This is a genomic window from Sphingomonas sp. BK069, from assembly GCF_014193405.1.
GTDB lineage: Bacteria > Pseudomonadota > Alphaproteobacteria > Sphingomonadales > Sphingomonadaceae > Sphingomonas.
Genome location: NZ_JACHZH010000005.1, coordinates 1 through 14654, shown reverse-complemented (window position 1 = coordinate 14654; position 14654 = coordinate 1). Strand labels below are relative to the sequence as shown.

Sequence of the window (14654 nt, the reverse complement as noted above, 5' to 3'; positions counted from 1 at the left end):
AAGGCTTTGCCCTTCCACCACCCGCCGGGGCTTTGCCCGTGCCCCGCCGCGCGCTACGGAACGAAGCGTGACCGACGCCGACCGCCTGATCTCGTCCACGCGCCGCGTCGAGGACGTCGACGCCGCCCTGCGCCCCAAGACGCTCGACGATTTCGTCGGCCAGAAGGCCGCGCGCGAGAATCTGCGAGTCTTCATCGACGCCGCGCGGGGCCGCGGCGACGCGCTCGACCATGTCCTGTTCTTCGGCCCCCCCGGGCTGGGCAAGACCACGCTCGCGCAGATCATCGCGCGCGAGATGGGGGTGGGCTTCCGCGCCACCTCGGGGCCGGTGATCGCCAAGTCGGGCGACCTCGCCGCGCTGCTGACCAACCTCGAGGACGGCGACGTGCTGTTCATCGACGAGATCCACCGGCTCCAGCCAGCGGTCGAGGAGGTGCTGTACCCCGCGATGGAGGACCGCGCGCTCGATCTGATGATCGGCGAGGGGCCGTCGGCGCGCTCGGTGCGGATCGACCTGCCGCGCTTCACCCTGGTGGGCGCGACGACGCGGCAGGGGCTGCTCACCACGCCGTTGCGGGATCGCTTCGGGATCCCGGTGCGGCTGCAATTCTACACCGTCGAGGAGCTGACCCGCGTGGTCGCGCGCGCGGCGGGGCTGCTCGAGCTCGGCATCGCCCCCGACGGCGCCGCCGAGATCGCGCGGCGCGCGCGCGGCACGCCGCGCATCGCGGGGCGGCTGCTGCGCCGCGTGCGCGACTTCGCCAACGTCGCCGGGGCGACGACGGTGGACGCGGGAGTCGCCGACCGCGCGCTCAACCGGCTCGAGGTCGACAAGCTCGGGCTCGACGCGATGGACCGGCGCTATCTCACGATGATCGCCGACGTGTATCGCGGCGGCCCGGTCGGGGTGGAGACGCTCGCCGCCGGGCTGAGCGAGCCGCGCGACACGATCGAGGAGGTGATCGAGCCCTATCTGATCCAGCTCGGGCTGGTGGCGCGCACCGCGCGCGGGCGCGTGCTCAACGCGGGCGGGTGGAAGCATCTCGGGCTCAACCCGCCGGCGGGGAGCCAGGACGGGTTGTTCGATTAGAGCGGGCGAAGATTGTCCCGGCATGGCGGGGAGGGGCTTTCCAAGTAGCGCAGCAATCGTCGGCTGACCTCGCCGGCCGGGAGCCAGGACGGCCTGTGCAATCGAGGGCTAAGATCCTCCCCGCATGGCGGGGAGGGGGACCGCCGCGCGCAGCGCGGTGGTGGAGGGGGCTCTCCACGCAGCGCAGCGCTTGCGGATGCCCCCCTCCACCACTCGCTGCGCGAGCGGTCCCCCTCCCCGTGCCGGGGAGGATCGGAGAGCGGCAGCGCTGTCCTACGCCACACACGCTCGGCTAGATCGCGCGGGTGACCGCTCGCTCCCTGCTCGCCCCGCGCCGCTCCCACCCGCGACTCAACATCCGACCCCAGACGCGCCAGCGACTCAACATTCGCAACATTCGCGCCCGCCGCCGCCGTCACCCGCACCCGGTTGAGCCCGCCCCCGCCGCCGCCTACATTGCGCGCGTGACGCCCTCGCCCCCGATCGCCGAGCTGACCGACCGCGCGCGCGACATCTTCCGCCGCGTCGTCGACGGCTATCTCCACAGCGGCCAGCCGGTCGGCTCCAAGGCGCTGGCGCAGGCGGGGCTCAACCTCTCGCCCGCGTCGATCCGCAACGTCCTCGCCCAGCTCGAGGCCGCCGGGCTGCTCGCCGCGCCGCACACATCGGCGGGGCGGATGCCGACCGAGCGCGGCCTGCGGCTGTTCGTCGACGGCATGATGCAGGCGCGCGAGCCCTCGATCGAGGAGCGCGCACAGATCGAGGCGCGCGCCGCCGCCGCCGGGCCGGTGGAGGAGGCGCTCGCCGCCACCACCGCGGCGCTGTCGGGCCTGTCCGCCTGCGCCGGGCTGGTGATGGTGCCCAAGCGCGAGGCGGTGCTGCGCTCGATCGGCTTCGTCCCGCTCGGCCCGGCCCAGGCGCTGGCGGTGCTGGTCGGCGAGGACGGCGCGGTGGAGAATCGCGTGATCGACCTGCCTGCCGCGCTCGATCCCTCGGCGCTGGTCGAGGCGGGCAATTACATGACCGCGACGCTGGGCGGGCTGACGCTCGCCGAGGCGCGCCAGCGGCTCGAGCGCGAGCTGGCCGACGGGCGGAGCGCGCTCGACGCGGCCGCGCGCGCGCTGGTCGAGCGCGGGCTGGCGGTGTGGAGCGAGGATGGCGCGCGCCGCCCGGTGCTGATCGTGCGCGGGCAGGGGCGGCTGCTCGACGACGCCGCCACCGCCGACCTGGAGCGCGTGCGCGGGCTGCTCGACGACCTCGAGGGCAAGCAGGAGATCGCCGCGTTGCTCGACTCGGCGCGCGCGGGCGACGCGACCCGCATCTTCATCGGCGCGGAGAACAAGCTGTTCGCGCTGTCGGGATCCTCCGTCATCGCGAAACCGTTCCGCGGGCATGACGGGCGCGTGGTCGGCGTGGTCGGGGTGATCGGGCCGACGCGGTTGAACTATGCGCGGGTCGTGCCCATGGTGGATTTCACCGCCGCGACGCTCGCCCGCCTGCTCGGGTGACGCGCGCGCACCCGTTCGAGACGCTTAAGTAGACAGGGACAGAATGAGCGACCAACCGACTTCCGCCGACGACCTGCGCGAGGCCACCGCCGAGGCCGCGCCCGAGGTGGCCGAGCACGACACCCAGGCGCAGCGCATCGCCGAGCTGGAGGACCAGCTCGCCGCCGCGCGCCAGGAGACGCTGTACGCGCAGGCCGACATCCAGAACGTGCGCCGCCGCGCGGAGAAGGACGCGGCCGACGCGCGCGCCTATGCCGCCACCAACTTCGCGCGCGACGTGCTGTCGGTGAACGACAATCTCGAGCGCGCGCTGGCCGCGATCCCGGAGGAGCTGCGCGCCGACGACAAGTTCAAGGGGCTCGTCACCGGGCTGGAGGCGACCGGGCGCGAGCTGACCAACGTGTTCGCGCGCCACGGGCTGACCAAGATCGAGGCGATGGGCCAGCCGCTCGACCCCAACCGCCACCAGGCGATGGTGGAGATGCCGAGCGACGCTGAGCCGGGCACGGTGGTGCAGGAGATGCAGTCGGGCTGGATGATCAAGGACCGGCTGCTGCGCCCGGCGCTGGTCGGGGTGGCGAAGAGGCCGGAGTGAGGTGAGGGCGGGGGTGGCCTGCCGCCGCGTTGGTGGCGCTGCTGCGTACCTCTGAGCTGCAGGGCAGGCGCGCGATGAGCGCGCGCCGGTCACCCTCCACCGTCATCCCGAACTTGGTCCGGGATCCACCATGCCGCACATCCTGCAGGCGTTCCTCTTGCAGGGGGCTGGATCCCGGAACAAGTCCGGGATGACGGAGGGTGTGGAGGCGAGACGGGACGCGTCTCGCTGAACATGCCGCATCAGGACCGGCCACCCTCGACCGCCCGCCGCGCCGCCGCAGTGGACGCCGCCGCGCTACCCGCTAAGGCTATCGCATGAACGACAATCTCACCGCCGAGCGCGCCACCTTCGTGACCCATCTGGAGTGTTCGCTGACCGGCGAGCATTACGCGGCGGACCAGCTCCACAACCTCTCGCGTGCCGGACGTCCGCTGCTGGTGCGCTACGACCTCGACTCCGTCCGTGCCGCGCTGCCGCGCGACACGCTGGCGGCGCGCGCGACGGACCTGTGGCGCTGGCGCGAGCTGCTGCCGGTGCGGCACACCGCCAACGTGGTCAGCCTCGGCGAGATCGAGACGCCGCTGATCCCGATCGCGCGGAGCGGGGGCGCCAACGTCTGGGTCAAGGACGAGGGCCGCTTGCCGACCGGCAGCTTCAAGGCGCGCGGGCTGGTGATGGCGGTGGCGATGGCCAAGGAGCTCGGCGTCACGCGCATCGCGATGCCGACCAACGGCAACGCCGGCGCGGCGCTGGCGGCCTATGCCACGCGCGTGGGGATCGAGACGATCGTCTTCTGCCCCGAGGACACGCCCGAGGTGAACGTGCGCGAGATCGCGGCGCAGGGCGCGCGCGTGTGGCGGGTCAACGGACTGATCGACGACTGCGGCGCGATCGTCGGCAAGGGCGCGGCGGAGGGACGCTGGTTCGATTTCTCGACGCTCAAGGAGCCCTATCGGATCGAGGGCAAGAAGACGATGGGGCTGGAGCTCGCCGCGCAGCTCGGCTGGCGGTTGCCCAGGGCGATCTTCTACCCGACCGGCGGCGGCACCGGACTGATCGGCATGTGGAAGGCGTTCGACGAGCTCGAGCGGCTCGGCTGGATCGGCAGCGAGCGGCCGCGCATGTACGCGGTGCAGGCGTCTGGCTGCGCACCGATCGTCCGCGCCTTCGAGGCGGGGGAGGAGCACGCCGAGCGCTGGGAGGACGCGCACACCGTCGCCGCGGGCATCCGCGTGCCGCGCGCGGTCGGCGACTTCCTCATCCTGCGCGCGGTGCGCGAGAGCGGCGGCAAGGCGCTGGCGGTGGGTGACCCCGCGATCCTGGCGGCGGTCGACGCCTGCGCGCGGCAGGACGGGCTGCTGCTCTGCCCCGAAGGCGGGGCGACGCTGGCGGCGTATCACCAGGCGCTGCGCGACGGCGAGGTCGACGAGGACGAGGAGGTGGTGCTGTTCAACTGCGCGACCGGGCTGAAATACCCGCTGCCGCCAGCGGAGCAGCGGCTCGATCGCCACGGCGCGATCGACTTCGATCGGCTGTGAGCGCCTAGATCTCAGGCGTCCGCGTCGAGCGTCTCGGCCAGCCACGCGGGGCGAAGCGCGTCGCCGAGCGCCTCGACGCGGCGCAGCGCCACCATCAGCCCCAGCTCGGGGTAGAGCGCGCGCGCCTTGGCCTCGTGGGGCGCGAGCGGCGCCACCACCAGCCGGCGGTTGACCTTGCTGCGATGGTGCATCCGCGCGGTATTCTCCTGGCCGACGTAGCAACCCTTGGCGAAGCTCACCCCGCCCAGCTCGCGCGCGTTGGCCTCGAGCCAGAGCGTCTCGCCGTCGCCCAGCTCGGCGCGTCCCTCGGGTACGCCGAGCGACAGGCGGTGGGCCCGCCACGGTGCCGAAGCGTCTCCCGCGTCCGCGGGCGCGATCCAGCGCCAGCCGAGCGCCGCCAGCCGCGGGTCGGGTACCGCGTCGGCGACGTCGGGCCGCTCGGCCGCCCAATGGACCGCGAGCGTGTCCTCGGGCGCGATCGTGATCGCGCGGCGCAGCCGGTACATCGTGAGCCGCCGCGCCAGCGCGTCGCGCGCGTCACGCTCGACGTCGAGCAGCACGTCGGCGTCGTCGGCCCAGACGAGGAAGTCGAACAAGGCCTTGCCCTGCGGCGACAGCAGCCCCGCCCAGCACGGCAGCGGGCTGCCCGTGTCGTTGGTGACGAGCCCCTGGAGGAAGCCGCGCGGGTCGTCGCCGGAGAGCCGCAGCAGCGCGCGGTCGGCGAGCGTGGTGGCCGGTCTGGTATCGCTCATGTCGGCAAGGTAGGGAGGCGCCACACACGGTGAAAGACCCGGAAAGGACCGACGATGGCGAGCTACGATCTCCTGCTGAGCGGCGGCACCGTCCATACCCCGGGCGGCCCGGTGCAGGCCGACGTGGGCGTGAGCGACGGGCGCATCGTCGCGATCGGCGCGAGCGGCGATGCCGGGCGGCGGATCGACTGCACCGGGCTCGACATCCTGCCCGGGGTGATCGACAGCCAGGTGCATTTCCGCGAGCCCGGACTGGAGCATAAGGAGGATCTCGCGAGCGGCAGCGAGGCCGCGGTGCGCGGCGGCGTGGTGGCGGTGTTCGAGATGCCCAACACCAAGCCCAACACCGACTCGGCCGAGGCGATCGCCGACAAACTCGCGCGCGCGCAGGGCCGGATGTGGTGCGACCACGCCTTCTACGTCGGCGCCACCAACCACAATGCGCGCGAGCTCGCCGAGCTGGAGCGGCTGCCCGGCACCGCCGGCGTGAAGATCTTCATGGGCGCCTCCACCGGCGACCTGCTGGTGAGCGAGGATTCGCGCCTCGCCGAGGTGCTGGCGCACGGCGTCCGCCGCGTCGCGATCCACGCCGAGGACGAGGACCGGATGAACGCGCGCGCCGGCGAGCGCGTCGCGGGCGATCCCTCGTCGCACCCGGTGTGGCGCGACGACGAGAGCGCGATGCTGGCGACGACGCGGATCCTGCGGCTGGCGCGCGCGGCGCGGCGGCGCATCCACGTGCTGCACGTGACCACGCCGGCCGAGCTCGAGCTGCTCGGGCGCAACAAGGACATCGCGACCTGCGAGGTGACGCCGCAGCATCTCACGCTGGCGGGCGAGGAGGCCTATCCGCGGCTCGGCACGCTGGCGCAGATGAACCCGCCGATCCGATCGGGCGCGCACCGCGACGGGCTGTGGCACTGGCTCAACCAGGGCGTGCCCGACGTGATCGGTTCCGACCACGCGCCGCACACGCTGGAGGAGAAGGGCAAGGCCTATCCGGCGAGCCCGAGCGGCATGCCGGGCGTGCAGACGCTGCTGCCGCTGCTGCTCGACCATGCCGCCAACGGCCGGCTGTCGCTCCAGCGCGTGATCGAGCTGACCAGCGCGGGCGCGCAGCGCATCTTCGGGCTGGTCGGCAAGGGGCGGATTGCGCGCGGCTATGACGCCGACTTCACCGTGGTGGACCTGCGCAAGCGCTGGACGATCGAGGACCGCTGGCTGGCGTCGCGCGCGGGCTGGTCGCCCTTCACCGGCATGGAGCTGACCGGCAAGCCGATCGGCACGATCATCCGCGGCGAGGTGGCGATGTGGGAGGACGAGCTCGGCACCGCGCCGCAGGGCCAGCCGCTGCGCTTCGAGGCGACTCAGTTCCCGGGCGGGAAGTAACGGCGCTGCGCAACCGCGGGGCGGGCCATCGCTGACGGGGGGCGCACTTTGGCTTAAGGCACGAGCGCCGACGCTGGTGTGCGACGGCGCGTCCGGCCGCATCGCATGCGTCTGCCTCCACCTCGCGCGGCTCGGCCGGAACAGCTTATGCGATCACGGGTTTGACAGGATGTTGTCAATCTAACAGCAGGCTGTCCAATGCAGGGTCAGACGATCGACGTACGCGCGTTGGCGTTCGCGATCTTCGCGGCCAACGGGCGTCTGGTCAGTGCAGGAAATGACCTCGTCGCGCATCTGGGTCTCACCAGCGCCTGGTGGCAGGTGCTCGCGGCCTTGCGCTATGCCGCCACCCCGCTTCCGACCGCATCGATCGCCCGCAACATGGGTCTGGCCCGGCAAGGGGTACAGCGGATCGTCGATGTCCTCGCCGTGCGGGGACTGGTCGAGTTCAGGGCGAACCCGCATCACCGCCGCGCCAAACTCGTGGTGCTGACCGAGGCCGGGCTGCGGGCGGTCACCGCCGCCGAACAGGTCGTAGCCCCGCTCGATCAGGCCATTGTCGACCGGATCGGCGCGGATCGCCTGCGCCACGCGGTCCGGACGTTGGACGAGATGATCGACGTCATCTCGCAGGAGATCGACGCGCGCCGCGATGTCAGTGCCGCTCGAACCTCGGAGACCATGGCCTCATGATCCTGGTGTCAGGAGCGACCGGCGGTATCGGCGGCGAACTATGCCGGTTGCTGTGCGACGCCGGCGTGCCGTTCCGCGCGCTGTGCCGCAAGCCATCGCAGGTCGAAACACTACGACGTAACGGCATGGACGCCGCGCAGGGCGATTTCGATCGGCCGGAGACATTGCCGGCCGCGATGCAGGGCTGCGACACGATGTTCCTGATCACGCCGCCGACCCCTGAACAGGTTCGACAGGAGACCGGGGCAATCAACGCGGCCAAGCGCGTCGGGGTCGGAAGGATCGTGAAGATCTCCGCGTCCGACAGCAACGTGCGATCGCCGGTGCCGTGGGCGAGATCGCACGCGCTGATCGACCATCATCTGCGCGGGTCGGGTATCGGCTGGACGATCCTGAAGCCCACCGCCTTCATGCAGAACTTCCTGTGGTTCAAGAACCCGATCGCCAGCGGCTTCTTGCCGCAGGTCGCAGGCGAAGGATCGGTTTCCTGGGTGGATACGCGAGACGTCGCACGCGTCGCCGCCACCGTGCTGACACAGGAAGGTCATGAGAAAGCGACTTATTTTCTCACCGGGCCGGAGACGTTCGACATGAAGGCCGCGGCGCTGCGGCTGTCGCAGGTACTGGGCCGCAAAATCCGCTATCTCGATCTACCGACGCCGGTGTTTCGGGCGATCCTTCGCCTGACCGGCAACTCGCGCTGGATGGCCGGCGGGCTCGTCGCGCAGTTCAACGATGTCGTCGCGGGACATCACGATATCGACCCTACCTTCGAGATCGAGCGCCTCACCGGTACGCCCCCGCTTGATTTCACTACGTTCCTTCGCGATCACCGCGAGCGTTTCACGCTTCCCTGACGCAGCGCCGGTCGGGACCGGTGCCTCGTAGGGTCGATGGCGCAATCCGCTGTGCCGTGGGGGTCACGCGACGGCGGCCCGGCACTCTTGCCAGGCGTTCCCGAGCGACGCGCGGGCAGCGCGCGCGCCCGCGCTCACCCGATCAGAACGGCAGCCATTTGGCGGTCTCGCTGAACTTCATGTAGCCGACGTTGACCCCGGCGCGCCAGCCGACGCCCAGCCGCACCGGGATCAGCACGACGTTGCCGCGGCGCAGATACGTCGCCGCGAAGCCGCCGACGAAGTAGAGCCGTCCCTCGGCACCGGGAAAGCGGTTGAACAGGTCGTGCGTGTCGTAGAGGTTGTAGACCAGCACGAAGACCTTGTTGGCGTCGCCGCCGACGTCGAAGCCGACCGACGGCCCGGTCCAATAGACCGGGCGCTGGCCCTCGACCTTGTGCGTCATGATGCCCGAGCCGTAGCGCAGCCCGACGACGAACGCGCCCGAGGCCTCGCGCCCCGCGATATAGGCGTTGGGCTCGCCCTGGTCCTTCAGGATCTTCTCGATGATCTGCGCGAAGCCTTCCGCGCCCTTGCCGAACACGCCCTCGCCCGCGGCGATCAGATCGTCGCGCTTGTACGTCTCCGCCGCGTTGGTGGTGGCGTTGGCACGCGCGTCGCCCTGCGGCGTGGGCGGACTCGGCGTGGCGGGCGGCGTCTCGGCCGAGGGCAGCGGGTCGTCACCGCTTTGGGTCGGCTCGGCGGGCAGTGGCGCGCGCGGCGTGCGCACCGCCGGCTGGCCGCCGACGTCCTGATCGATCGCGGCATTGGGATCGATCGTGCGCACCTGCGCGCTCCCCGGTCCGGCGAGCATGAGCCCCGCCACCATCATCGCGCCCCGCGCGCCGCGCCATATCGTCCGCATCGTCACTGTCCCCACACCGGAGCGCGAGCATAGCGACAGCGGTGCTGTCGGGGCAATGAACACCGCGACGACCCGACTCCGTGACGCGCCGCGCTGAATCGCCGCAGGCCCATTGATCACGCCGATGACGCTCGCTATAGCCGCGCCTCACGCCGGCCCGGAGACGTGGGTGAGTGGCTGAAACCAACGCTTTGCTAAAGCGTCATACGGGAAACCGTATCGAGGGTTCGAATCCCTCCGTCTCCGCCAAGGCTGCTGAAAAAATCGGCAGAAAAGCTCGTGTTTTTGCGGCAGTCGTCGCTTCGTTCCCTCATCTGTTCCCACACTCTGATGCGGTTGTCGGCGATCGGCGATGAACCGCTACGAACGCTGAATCGAGGCCGAGCCTCTGATGCCGCACGCCCTTTGTGTGCGTAATGGACGCTTTTGCATCCGATCTCGCCTACTTGCCTCGCTGATAGCTTCATCGATGACGCGCTACGCCCTTCACTGACAAAACTGTCAAAAGGTTGGCCCCCGGGGGGCGGGGACGTGGTGAGGCTGAAGCCGCCGTCGCTTAGAGCGGTTCCATCCTGATGTAGTCGCGCCCCCCGGGTCGAGTTTGAGAGTACCCGTCCCACACGGATTGGGAGTGTCGTTTACGAAGGTGATCCGCGGCTATCGAGCTCGGCCCAAATCACGCCGGAATTCCCGTACGCCGGTGTCCCGCACAACGGCCGTGAAAGCTGCCCGGCTGCTTCGGTCCGCGGCTCGGCCTTTATGGCCGCTTGTGGAGGGGCGGCGAGGATCCAGGCATGGACCGCTGAGATACTGCCTAATCGTTTCCGACTGGCGGCGGCGGCAATCGGATCTTTTTACGGGGCAGGGAAGGGGGGCCCGATTGCCGGCGGAGGGGTGGATAACTGCCCGTCCGTGTGTGGACGCCCCTCCGAATGCAAGGGGGTGGCGGAGAGATTTTAGCGCGCGGGTTCAGGTGCTTCCGTGTGTCCGGCCTGTTGATGCAGCCTTCATCACGGCTGCTGGCCTGAATGGAGATCGCGGATCGGGTCCAAACCGCTTTCGCGCGCTCGAGGCGCTTGGACAGTGCACTGGTTATCCCAACCCCGTCTGCTGACCGTTGCGCCATTCCTCTCTACTGACCTTTCCTGCGTCCCTGACGCCTCAAGCCTTGGCAGTTACGCCGCGGCCGGAGCTCTGTAGGTGCCGCCGTGCGCCATCAGCGCCCAGACGATCCGTGCCATCTTGTTCGCGAACGCGACGGTGACCAGCATGCGCGGCTTGCGCGCGAGCATGCCTGCTAACCACGCACTGGCCTTATCGGGCTTGCGCGCCGCGACCTTCGTTGCCGAACTTGCCCCCAGGATCAGCAGGCGTCGCAGGCTGCGCTCGCCCATCTTGGTTGTACGTCCCAGCCGTTCCTTGCCGCCGCTCGAATGCTGGCGCGGAACGAGGCCGAGCCAGGCTGCGAAGTCGCGTCCCCGCCGGAAGGTGCTGGCGGCTGGCGCTAGCGCCACCAGTGCGGTCGCTGTCACGGGGCCGACACCGGGGATCGTCATCAGCCGCTTCGCAACCGGGTTCGCCTTCGCCCGGCTCGCGATCTCACGATCGAGAAGGGCGATCTGCTCCTGTAGCGCCTGTAAGCCCTGTGCGATGACGGCCAGTACGGGGCGCGCCTCGGCCGGCAGATCGGAAGCCGGGTCGGCGACGATCTCGACGAGCTTGCCGACGTGCCCAACACCCTGACGCACGATGTAGCCGAACTCGGTGAGGTGGCCGCGCAGGGCGTTGATCAACTGGGTACGTTGACGCACGAGCAGGTCGCGGGTCCGGAACACCACCGCCGATGCCTGCGCCTCAGCACTTTTGCCTTGAACGAACCGCATCGTCGGGCGCTGCGCCGCCTCACAGATCGCTTCTGCATCGGCCATGTCGTTCTTCTGCCGTTTGACGAACGGCTTCACGTACGCCGGTGGGATCAATTTGGTGTCGTGACCCAGTGCGGCGAGCTCGCGTGCCCAATAGTGGGCACTCGCGTTCGCCTCCATCGCGACCACGCATCGCGGTAAGGTCGAAAAGAACGGCAGAACCTGATCACGCCGAAGCTTCTTGCGGAACACGACCCCGCCGCTCGCATCCTCACCGTGAGCCTGAAAAACCGACTTGGCCAGATCGATGCCGACTGTGCTAACCTCACCCACGGACGCCTCCTACAGTGGTGTTTCAACACCTCCACTCTGGCACATCGATGCCGTCAGGGGGCGTCCACCCCAACGACGTTAAGGAGCTGGCAGGCCGACCTGAGTGACCGGAGTTGGGTCCTCGCCACGAGAGGGAGGGGGCGCAGTCCGCCCGAAATCAGTCATCCCGGTTCGCTCTCCTCGCAGCCCTCCGAAAGGCGAGCTAGCTAGCTTGGGTCGGCAGCGGGGCTGGTGCTGCATCTGCCATTCGGGCAGGCCCGCCTCTCAACTCCTCAGGACTGCGCCGTTTCGAGGCGAGGGAGCATTGACAATCGGACGCGGCGGAACTCATTTAACACCAATGATCTCGGCGCTTCGGAAGCCATCGATCGGCGCGTTGCTGATTCTCGCCTCTAGTGTAGGAGCGGCCGTCGCGCAGACGCCGCTGACACCCGCGGGCACGAAATATTGGCTTGAAAACAGCCGCAAGTCATCCGCCGATGCTAAGCGCCTAACGAGGATCGCACGGGCGTTCGCGGATGCGCCGTTGCCGGACGGTTGGGTGCCGAACCGACCGATCTCGCCTCCAGCACAGCTTTGGGATTTCGACGACGACGGTCGTCTAGAACTATACTCGATCGGCCAGTCCTCCGTCAGCGGGGACAAGCACGCCCTCCTGGTTGCGGAGCAACAGGCTGACGGTAGCTGGATGACTGGTAAGGTCGCCGATACGGGCGAGTCCACGTTGCTCCGCTAAGCCATCGTTCCGCCGGGCAAATATCTTACGAGCTGCAACAACTGCCCTGTTACCGACCGAGCCACCGTCCTCTTGGATCGGACCAGCTTGGAATATAAATCGGGGTATACCTGGCGCTACTTTGTTCCTGGCAACAGCGGTTTGGTCGAGGTGACTGGAAAGCGCTGATCAGCGCGGCGCTTCGTTACACGAAGATCGCCGAATTACGGACATCGATAATGTGCCATCTCGACTGCACGCCTCGGCGCCTTCAGCTAGCAAAGCGCGGTACCGCTCGGCATGCTGATGCCAATAAGCGGTGAGGACCAGCGATGTTTTTGTTGGCGATTATCGGGCTTAGCGCCTTCGCGACGACGCAGCCTCAGACGGAGCGGATTAGGCGTCTAACCGATGCAGAGATCCGGAAGACGTTGGTAGGCCGAACTACGCTGTTTCCGCCCGCTAGAGCACGGGCAAAGCTGCGGACGAGAGAGTATTTCTGGGCAGGTGGGCGCTACACCGGGCCGGCGGGCGCCGTTGCGGTAGAGAGCACCTACCGAGTGGACCGCGGCCGAATATGCGTCGGATCAGGCGATCAAGCTTGCAGACAGATCGGTCGCGACGGAGGTGGGCGTACCTACTTCGTCTTTGGAGGAGATCTCGTGGAGTTTGAAGCGCGTCCTATCGAATGAGGCAGCTGATCGTCCTCACGAGTCGGGGATCCGGCGACGTCCGCTAACCTGCCAAAATAAGCCAGCCGGACGGCTGCGCGGAACGCCCAAAGCGGCTCGCACGGCGAGATGAACAAGAGTCCGAAATCGGGACGGCGCCAAGTGGCCCTGAGTGACCGGTGTTGGGTCGGGGTTTCGACCATGTTGAACCATCGTCACGGCTCTCCGGACCACTTCTACGCGGCGGCGCAAACTCGTTACACGGCGATGATCCGAACTGATCGGAAGGCGCTCCAGCGTCAGGCCACCGCGACTTGGCGCCGGCGCCGCCGCAACGCCGCGCCGGTGATGGCGAAGCCGCTTAGCATCATCGCCCACGTCGCAGGTTCCGGCACCGCCGGCGTATAGTCGTAAGTCAGCTTGAAGTTTAGCCACCCGCACAGATCCTCCGCGCCCGCATTCCACAGCACCGAACATCCGCCGGGAACCTGGCGATAGGTGGCATCCGCCATCCCAGTGAACACCGTGTCGCCTGTCGTCGAGTAAAAATAACCGAGATCGAACCCGGTGAAGGTATTGCGCTTTCCGACGAACAACGCAGTGTCGAATGTGAGCGACGCGGTACCCGACAATTGCACGTCCATGAAGCCAGTGTAAAGCGGCCCGCCCAGTGGTTGGGTGGTGACTGTGGTCGTGCCCGAACCCGAGATTGGCACCAGCACCGATGCGATCGCCGGATTGTAGCTGCTCAACTGCCACTGGCCTGTCGCGCTCCACGTGATCGGCGCAGTCATCGCGGTTGCGGTTTGCACTCCCCACATTCGGTACTTGGTCACGCTGATATCAAGCGTCACCGTGTCGAGCTGCCCCAGGCGGGTGTCGAACCCGTCGAAGCCGCGCAAGATGACCTCGTTATCGTTCTGGACGATAGTGGCGGCGGATGCGGCGCCGGTGCCACAAGCCGCCAACGCTGCAACCGTAATCAGAACGGCAGAACGGTTCATGACATACCCCTTAGAGCCGGCCGATTCATGTATGGCCGTGTTCATCCGCGATTAACCTTAGTTTGCCCGTTATCGAAGCATTCTTTCTTCCAATCCTACGATCCAAAAGAAGCTGTAGGGCAGCACGCGAGACGCGAAGGGGGTAGTCGAGCGGTCAAAGATCGTAGCTCGGAATTGGGCAGCCTGTGGTTCTCTACATCTTGCCAATCCGCCTCGGTGCCATCGCCAGATTGCCCGACCTGCATAGTCAAGGTAACCACCTGACCGTCGTTGGCGAGGGTGGCGGCAGCTTGGATCCTCGGATGCGGCTGATCTGTCAGTATCACGAGCTCGATCCGAGAACCCATCTAGCGGTCTCAACTGCTTTAGAGCCGCCGGTGCTCAAACCAGCCAGACCGACCGGGCTAACGGCTGCGCGGCGCGTCACGCGTGTCGGCGGCGGAGATGAATGGGCGTACGAAGTTGGGAGCCGTTCAGAGTGCCGGGAGTGACCGCTTCTGGGTCCTCGGGTCGACGCCGAGACTAAGTCGGGCTATCGTCAGCCACATGCTCGCAACCCTCTGCCGCTCCTCCGACCTCACCCTTGAAAATGACGGAGCGCGACTCGTCGCACAAGCTTTGAACGAAGCTGCGTGCGGTCGCCTAGGGTCAGGACTCGTTGATCACAGCCAGAAGATGACAGTGGCAGCGAGCGCGATGGCGGAGAAGAATGCGGTTGGGCAGCGGTCGTAGCGGGT

12 protein-coding genes and 1 tRNA gene are annotated in these 14654 nt (G+C 68.2%); 9 read left to right on the top strand and 4 right to left on the bottom strand.

The window, feature by feature from the left end; all coding sequences use genetic code 11:
* The first annotated feature begins 67 nt into the window (after positions 1 to 67).
* From ruvB to FHY02_RS15460, 4 genes are all read left to right on the top strand, one after another.
* Positions 68 to 1090 carry a Holliday junction branch migration DNA helicase RuvB gene (gene ruvB / locus FHY02_RS15475; protein ID WP_183923785.1) on the top strand — a complete coding sequence of 341 codons (1023 nt, stop codon included), beginning with the start codon at positions 68 to 70 and terminating at the stop codon, positions 1088 to 1090.
* A 464-nt stretch (positions 1091 to 1554) separates the two neighbouring features.
* Positions 1555 to 2598 carry a heat-inducible transcriptional repressor HrcA gene (hrcA, locus tag FHY02_RS15470; RefSeq protein WP_183924337.1) on the top strand — a complete coding sequence of 348 codons (1044 nt, stop codon included), beginning with the start codon at positions 1555 to 1557 and terminating at the stop codon, positions 2596 to 2598.
* Positions 2599 to 2641: 43 nt separating this feature from the next.
* Positions 2642 to 3193, top strand: coding sequence for a nucleotide exchange factor GrpE (gene grpE / locus FHY02_RS15465; protein ID WP_183923783.1), 552 nt, complete (start codon positions 2642 to 2644; stop codon positions 3191 to 3193).
* Positions 3194 to 3510: 317 nt separating this feature from the next.
* A complete protein-coding gene (locus FHY02_RS15460; RefSeq protein ID WP_183923781.1) occupies positions 3511 to 4734 on the top strand; it encodes a threonine synthase in 1224 nt (407 codons plus the stop codon).
* Positions 4735 to 4745: 11 nt separating this feature from the next.
* Here FHY02_RS15460 and FHY02_RS15455 read toward each other — a convergent pair whose 3' ends face one another.
* Positions 4746 to 5486: a folate-binding protein YgfZ gene (locus FHY02_RS15455; RefSeq protein ID WP_183923779.1), complete on the bottom strand. Its 741-nt coding sequence runs from the start codon at positions 5484 to 5486 to the stop codon at positions 4746 to 4748.
* A gap of 54 nt (positions 5487 to 5540) precedes the next feature.
* Here FHY02_RS15455 and FHY02_RS15450 point away from each other — a divergent pair, with 54 nt between their 5' ends.
* The 3 genes from FHY02_RS15450 to FHY02_RS15440 all read left to right on the top strand — a co-directional run bounded on the left by FHY02_RS15450 (position 5541) and on the right by FHY02_RS15440 (position 8425).
* Complete coding sequence (locus FHY02_RS15450; protein WP_183923777.1) at positions 5541 to 6875, top strand: dihydroorotase; 1335 nt, start codon at positions 5541 to 5543, stop codon at positions 6873 to 6875.
* Between the two features lie 198 nt (positions 6876 to 7073).
* The gene (locus tag FHY02_RS15445; protein WP_183923774.1) at positions 7074 to 7568 is read left to right on the top strand and encodes a MarR family winged helix-turn-helix transcriptional regulator; all 495 of its coding nucleotides are present in this window, start codon (positions 7074 to 7076) and stop codon (positions 7566 to 7568) included.
* Positions 7565 to 8425: an SDR family oxidoreductase gene (locus tag FHY02_RS15440; RefSeq protein WP_183923772.1), complete on the top strand. Its 861-nt coding sequence runs from the start codon at positions 7565 to 7567 to the stop codon at positions 8423 to 8425. The genes FHY02_RS15445 and FHY02_RS15440 overlap by 4 nt, the downstream gene beginning before the upstream one ends.
* A gap of 142 nt (positions 8426 to 8567) precedes the next feature.
* Here the strand turns inward: FHY02_RS15440 and FHY02_RS15435 are convergent, their stop codons facing one another.
* A complete protein-coding gene (locus FHY02_RS15435) occupies positions 8568 to 9329 on the bottom strand; it encodes a DUF1134 domain-containing protein (protein WP_183923770.1) in 762 nt (253 codons plus the stop codon).
* A 159-nt stretch (positions 9330 to 9488) separates the two neighbouring features.
* Between FHY02_RS15435 and FHY02_RS15430 the strand changes: the two genes are divergently transcribed.
* Positions 9489 to 9578 (top strand) — tRNA-Ser (locus FHY02_RS15430).
* A 926-nt stretch (positions 9579 to 10504) separates the two neighbouring features.
* Here the strand turns inward: FHY02_RS15430 and FHY02_RS15425 are convergent.
* Positions 10505 to 11527: an IS110 family transposase gene (locus tag FHY02_RS15425; RefSeq protein ID WP_183923768.1), complete on the bottom strand. Its 1023-nt coding sequence runs from the start codon at positions 11525 to 11527 to the stop codon at positions 10505 to 10507.
* A 340-nt stretch (positions 11528 to 11867) separates the two neighbouring features.
* Between FHY02_RS15425 and FHY02_RS15420 the strand changes: the two genes are divergently transcribed.
* Complete coding sequence (locus tag FHY02_RS15420) at positions 11868 to 12263, top strand: hypothetical protein (RefSeq protein WP_183923767.1); 396 nt, start codon at positions 11868 to 11870, stop codon at positions 12261 to 12263.
* A 949-nt stretch (positions 12264 to 13212) separates the two neighbouring features.
* On the opposite strand, the gene FHY02_RS15415 is transcribed toward FHY02_RS15420, so the two are convergent.
* Positions 13213 to 13917 carry a PEPxxWA-CTERM sorting domain-containing protein gene (locus FHY02_RS15415; protein ID WP_260172937.1) on the bottom strand — a complete coding sequence of 235 codons (705 nt, stop codon included), beginning with the start codon at positions 13915 to 13917 and terminating at the stop codon, positions 13213 to 13215.
* Positions 13918 to 14654 lie beyond the last annotated feature (737 nt).

Coding starts and splice junctions, on each gene's coding strand:
- grpE (WP_183923783.1), top strand. CDS start 2,642: ATGAGCGACCAACCGACTTCCGCCGACGACCTGCGCGAGGCCACCGCC.
- FHY02_RS15460 (WP_183923781.1), top strand. CDS start 3,511: ATGAACGACAATCTCACCGCCGAGCGCGCCACCTTCGTGACCCATCTG.
- FHY02_RS15455 (WP_183923779.1), bottom strand. CDS start 5,486: ATGAGCGATACCAGACCGGCCACCACGCTCGCCGACCGCGCGCTGCTG.
- FHY02_RS15450 (WP_183923777.1), top strand. CDS start 5,541: ATGGCGAGCTACGATCTCCTGCTGAGCGGCGGCACCGTCCATACCCCG.
- FHY02_RS15445 (WP_183923774.1), top strand. CDS start 7,074: ATGCAGGGTCAGACGATCGACGTACGCGCGTTGGCGTTCGCGATCTTC.
- FHY02_RS15440 (WP_183923772.1), top strand. CDS start 7,565: ATGATCCTGGTGTCAGGAGCGACCGGCGGTATCGGCGGCGAACTATGC.
- FHY02_RS15435 (WP_183923770.1), bottom strand. CDS start 9,329: ATGCGGACGATATGGCGCGGCGCGCGGGGCGCGATGATGGTGGCGGGG.
- FHY02_RS15420 (WP_183923767.1), top strand. CDS start 11,868: ATGATCTCGGCGCTTCGGAAGCCATCGATCGGCGCGTTGCTGATTCTC.
- FHY02_RS15415 (WP_260172937.1), bottom strand. CDS start 13,917: ATGAACCGTTCTGCCGTTCTGATTACGGTTGCAGCGTTGGCGGCTTGT.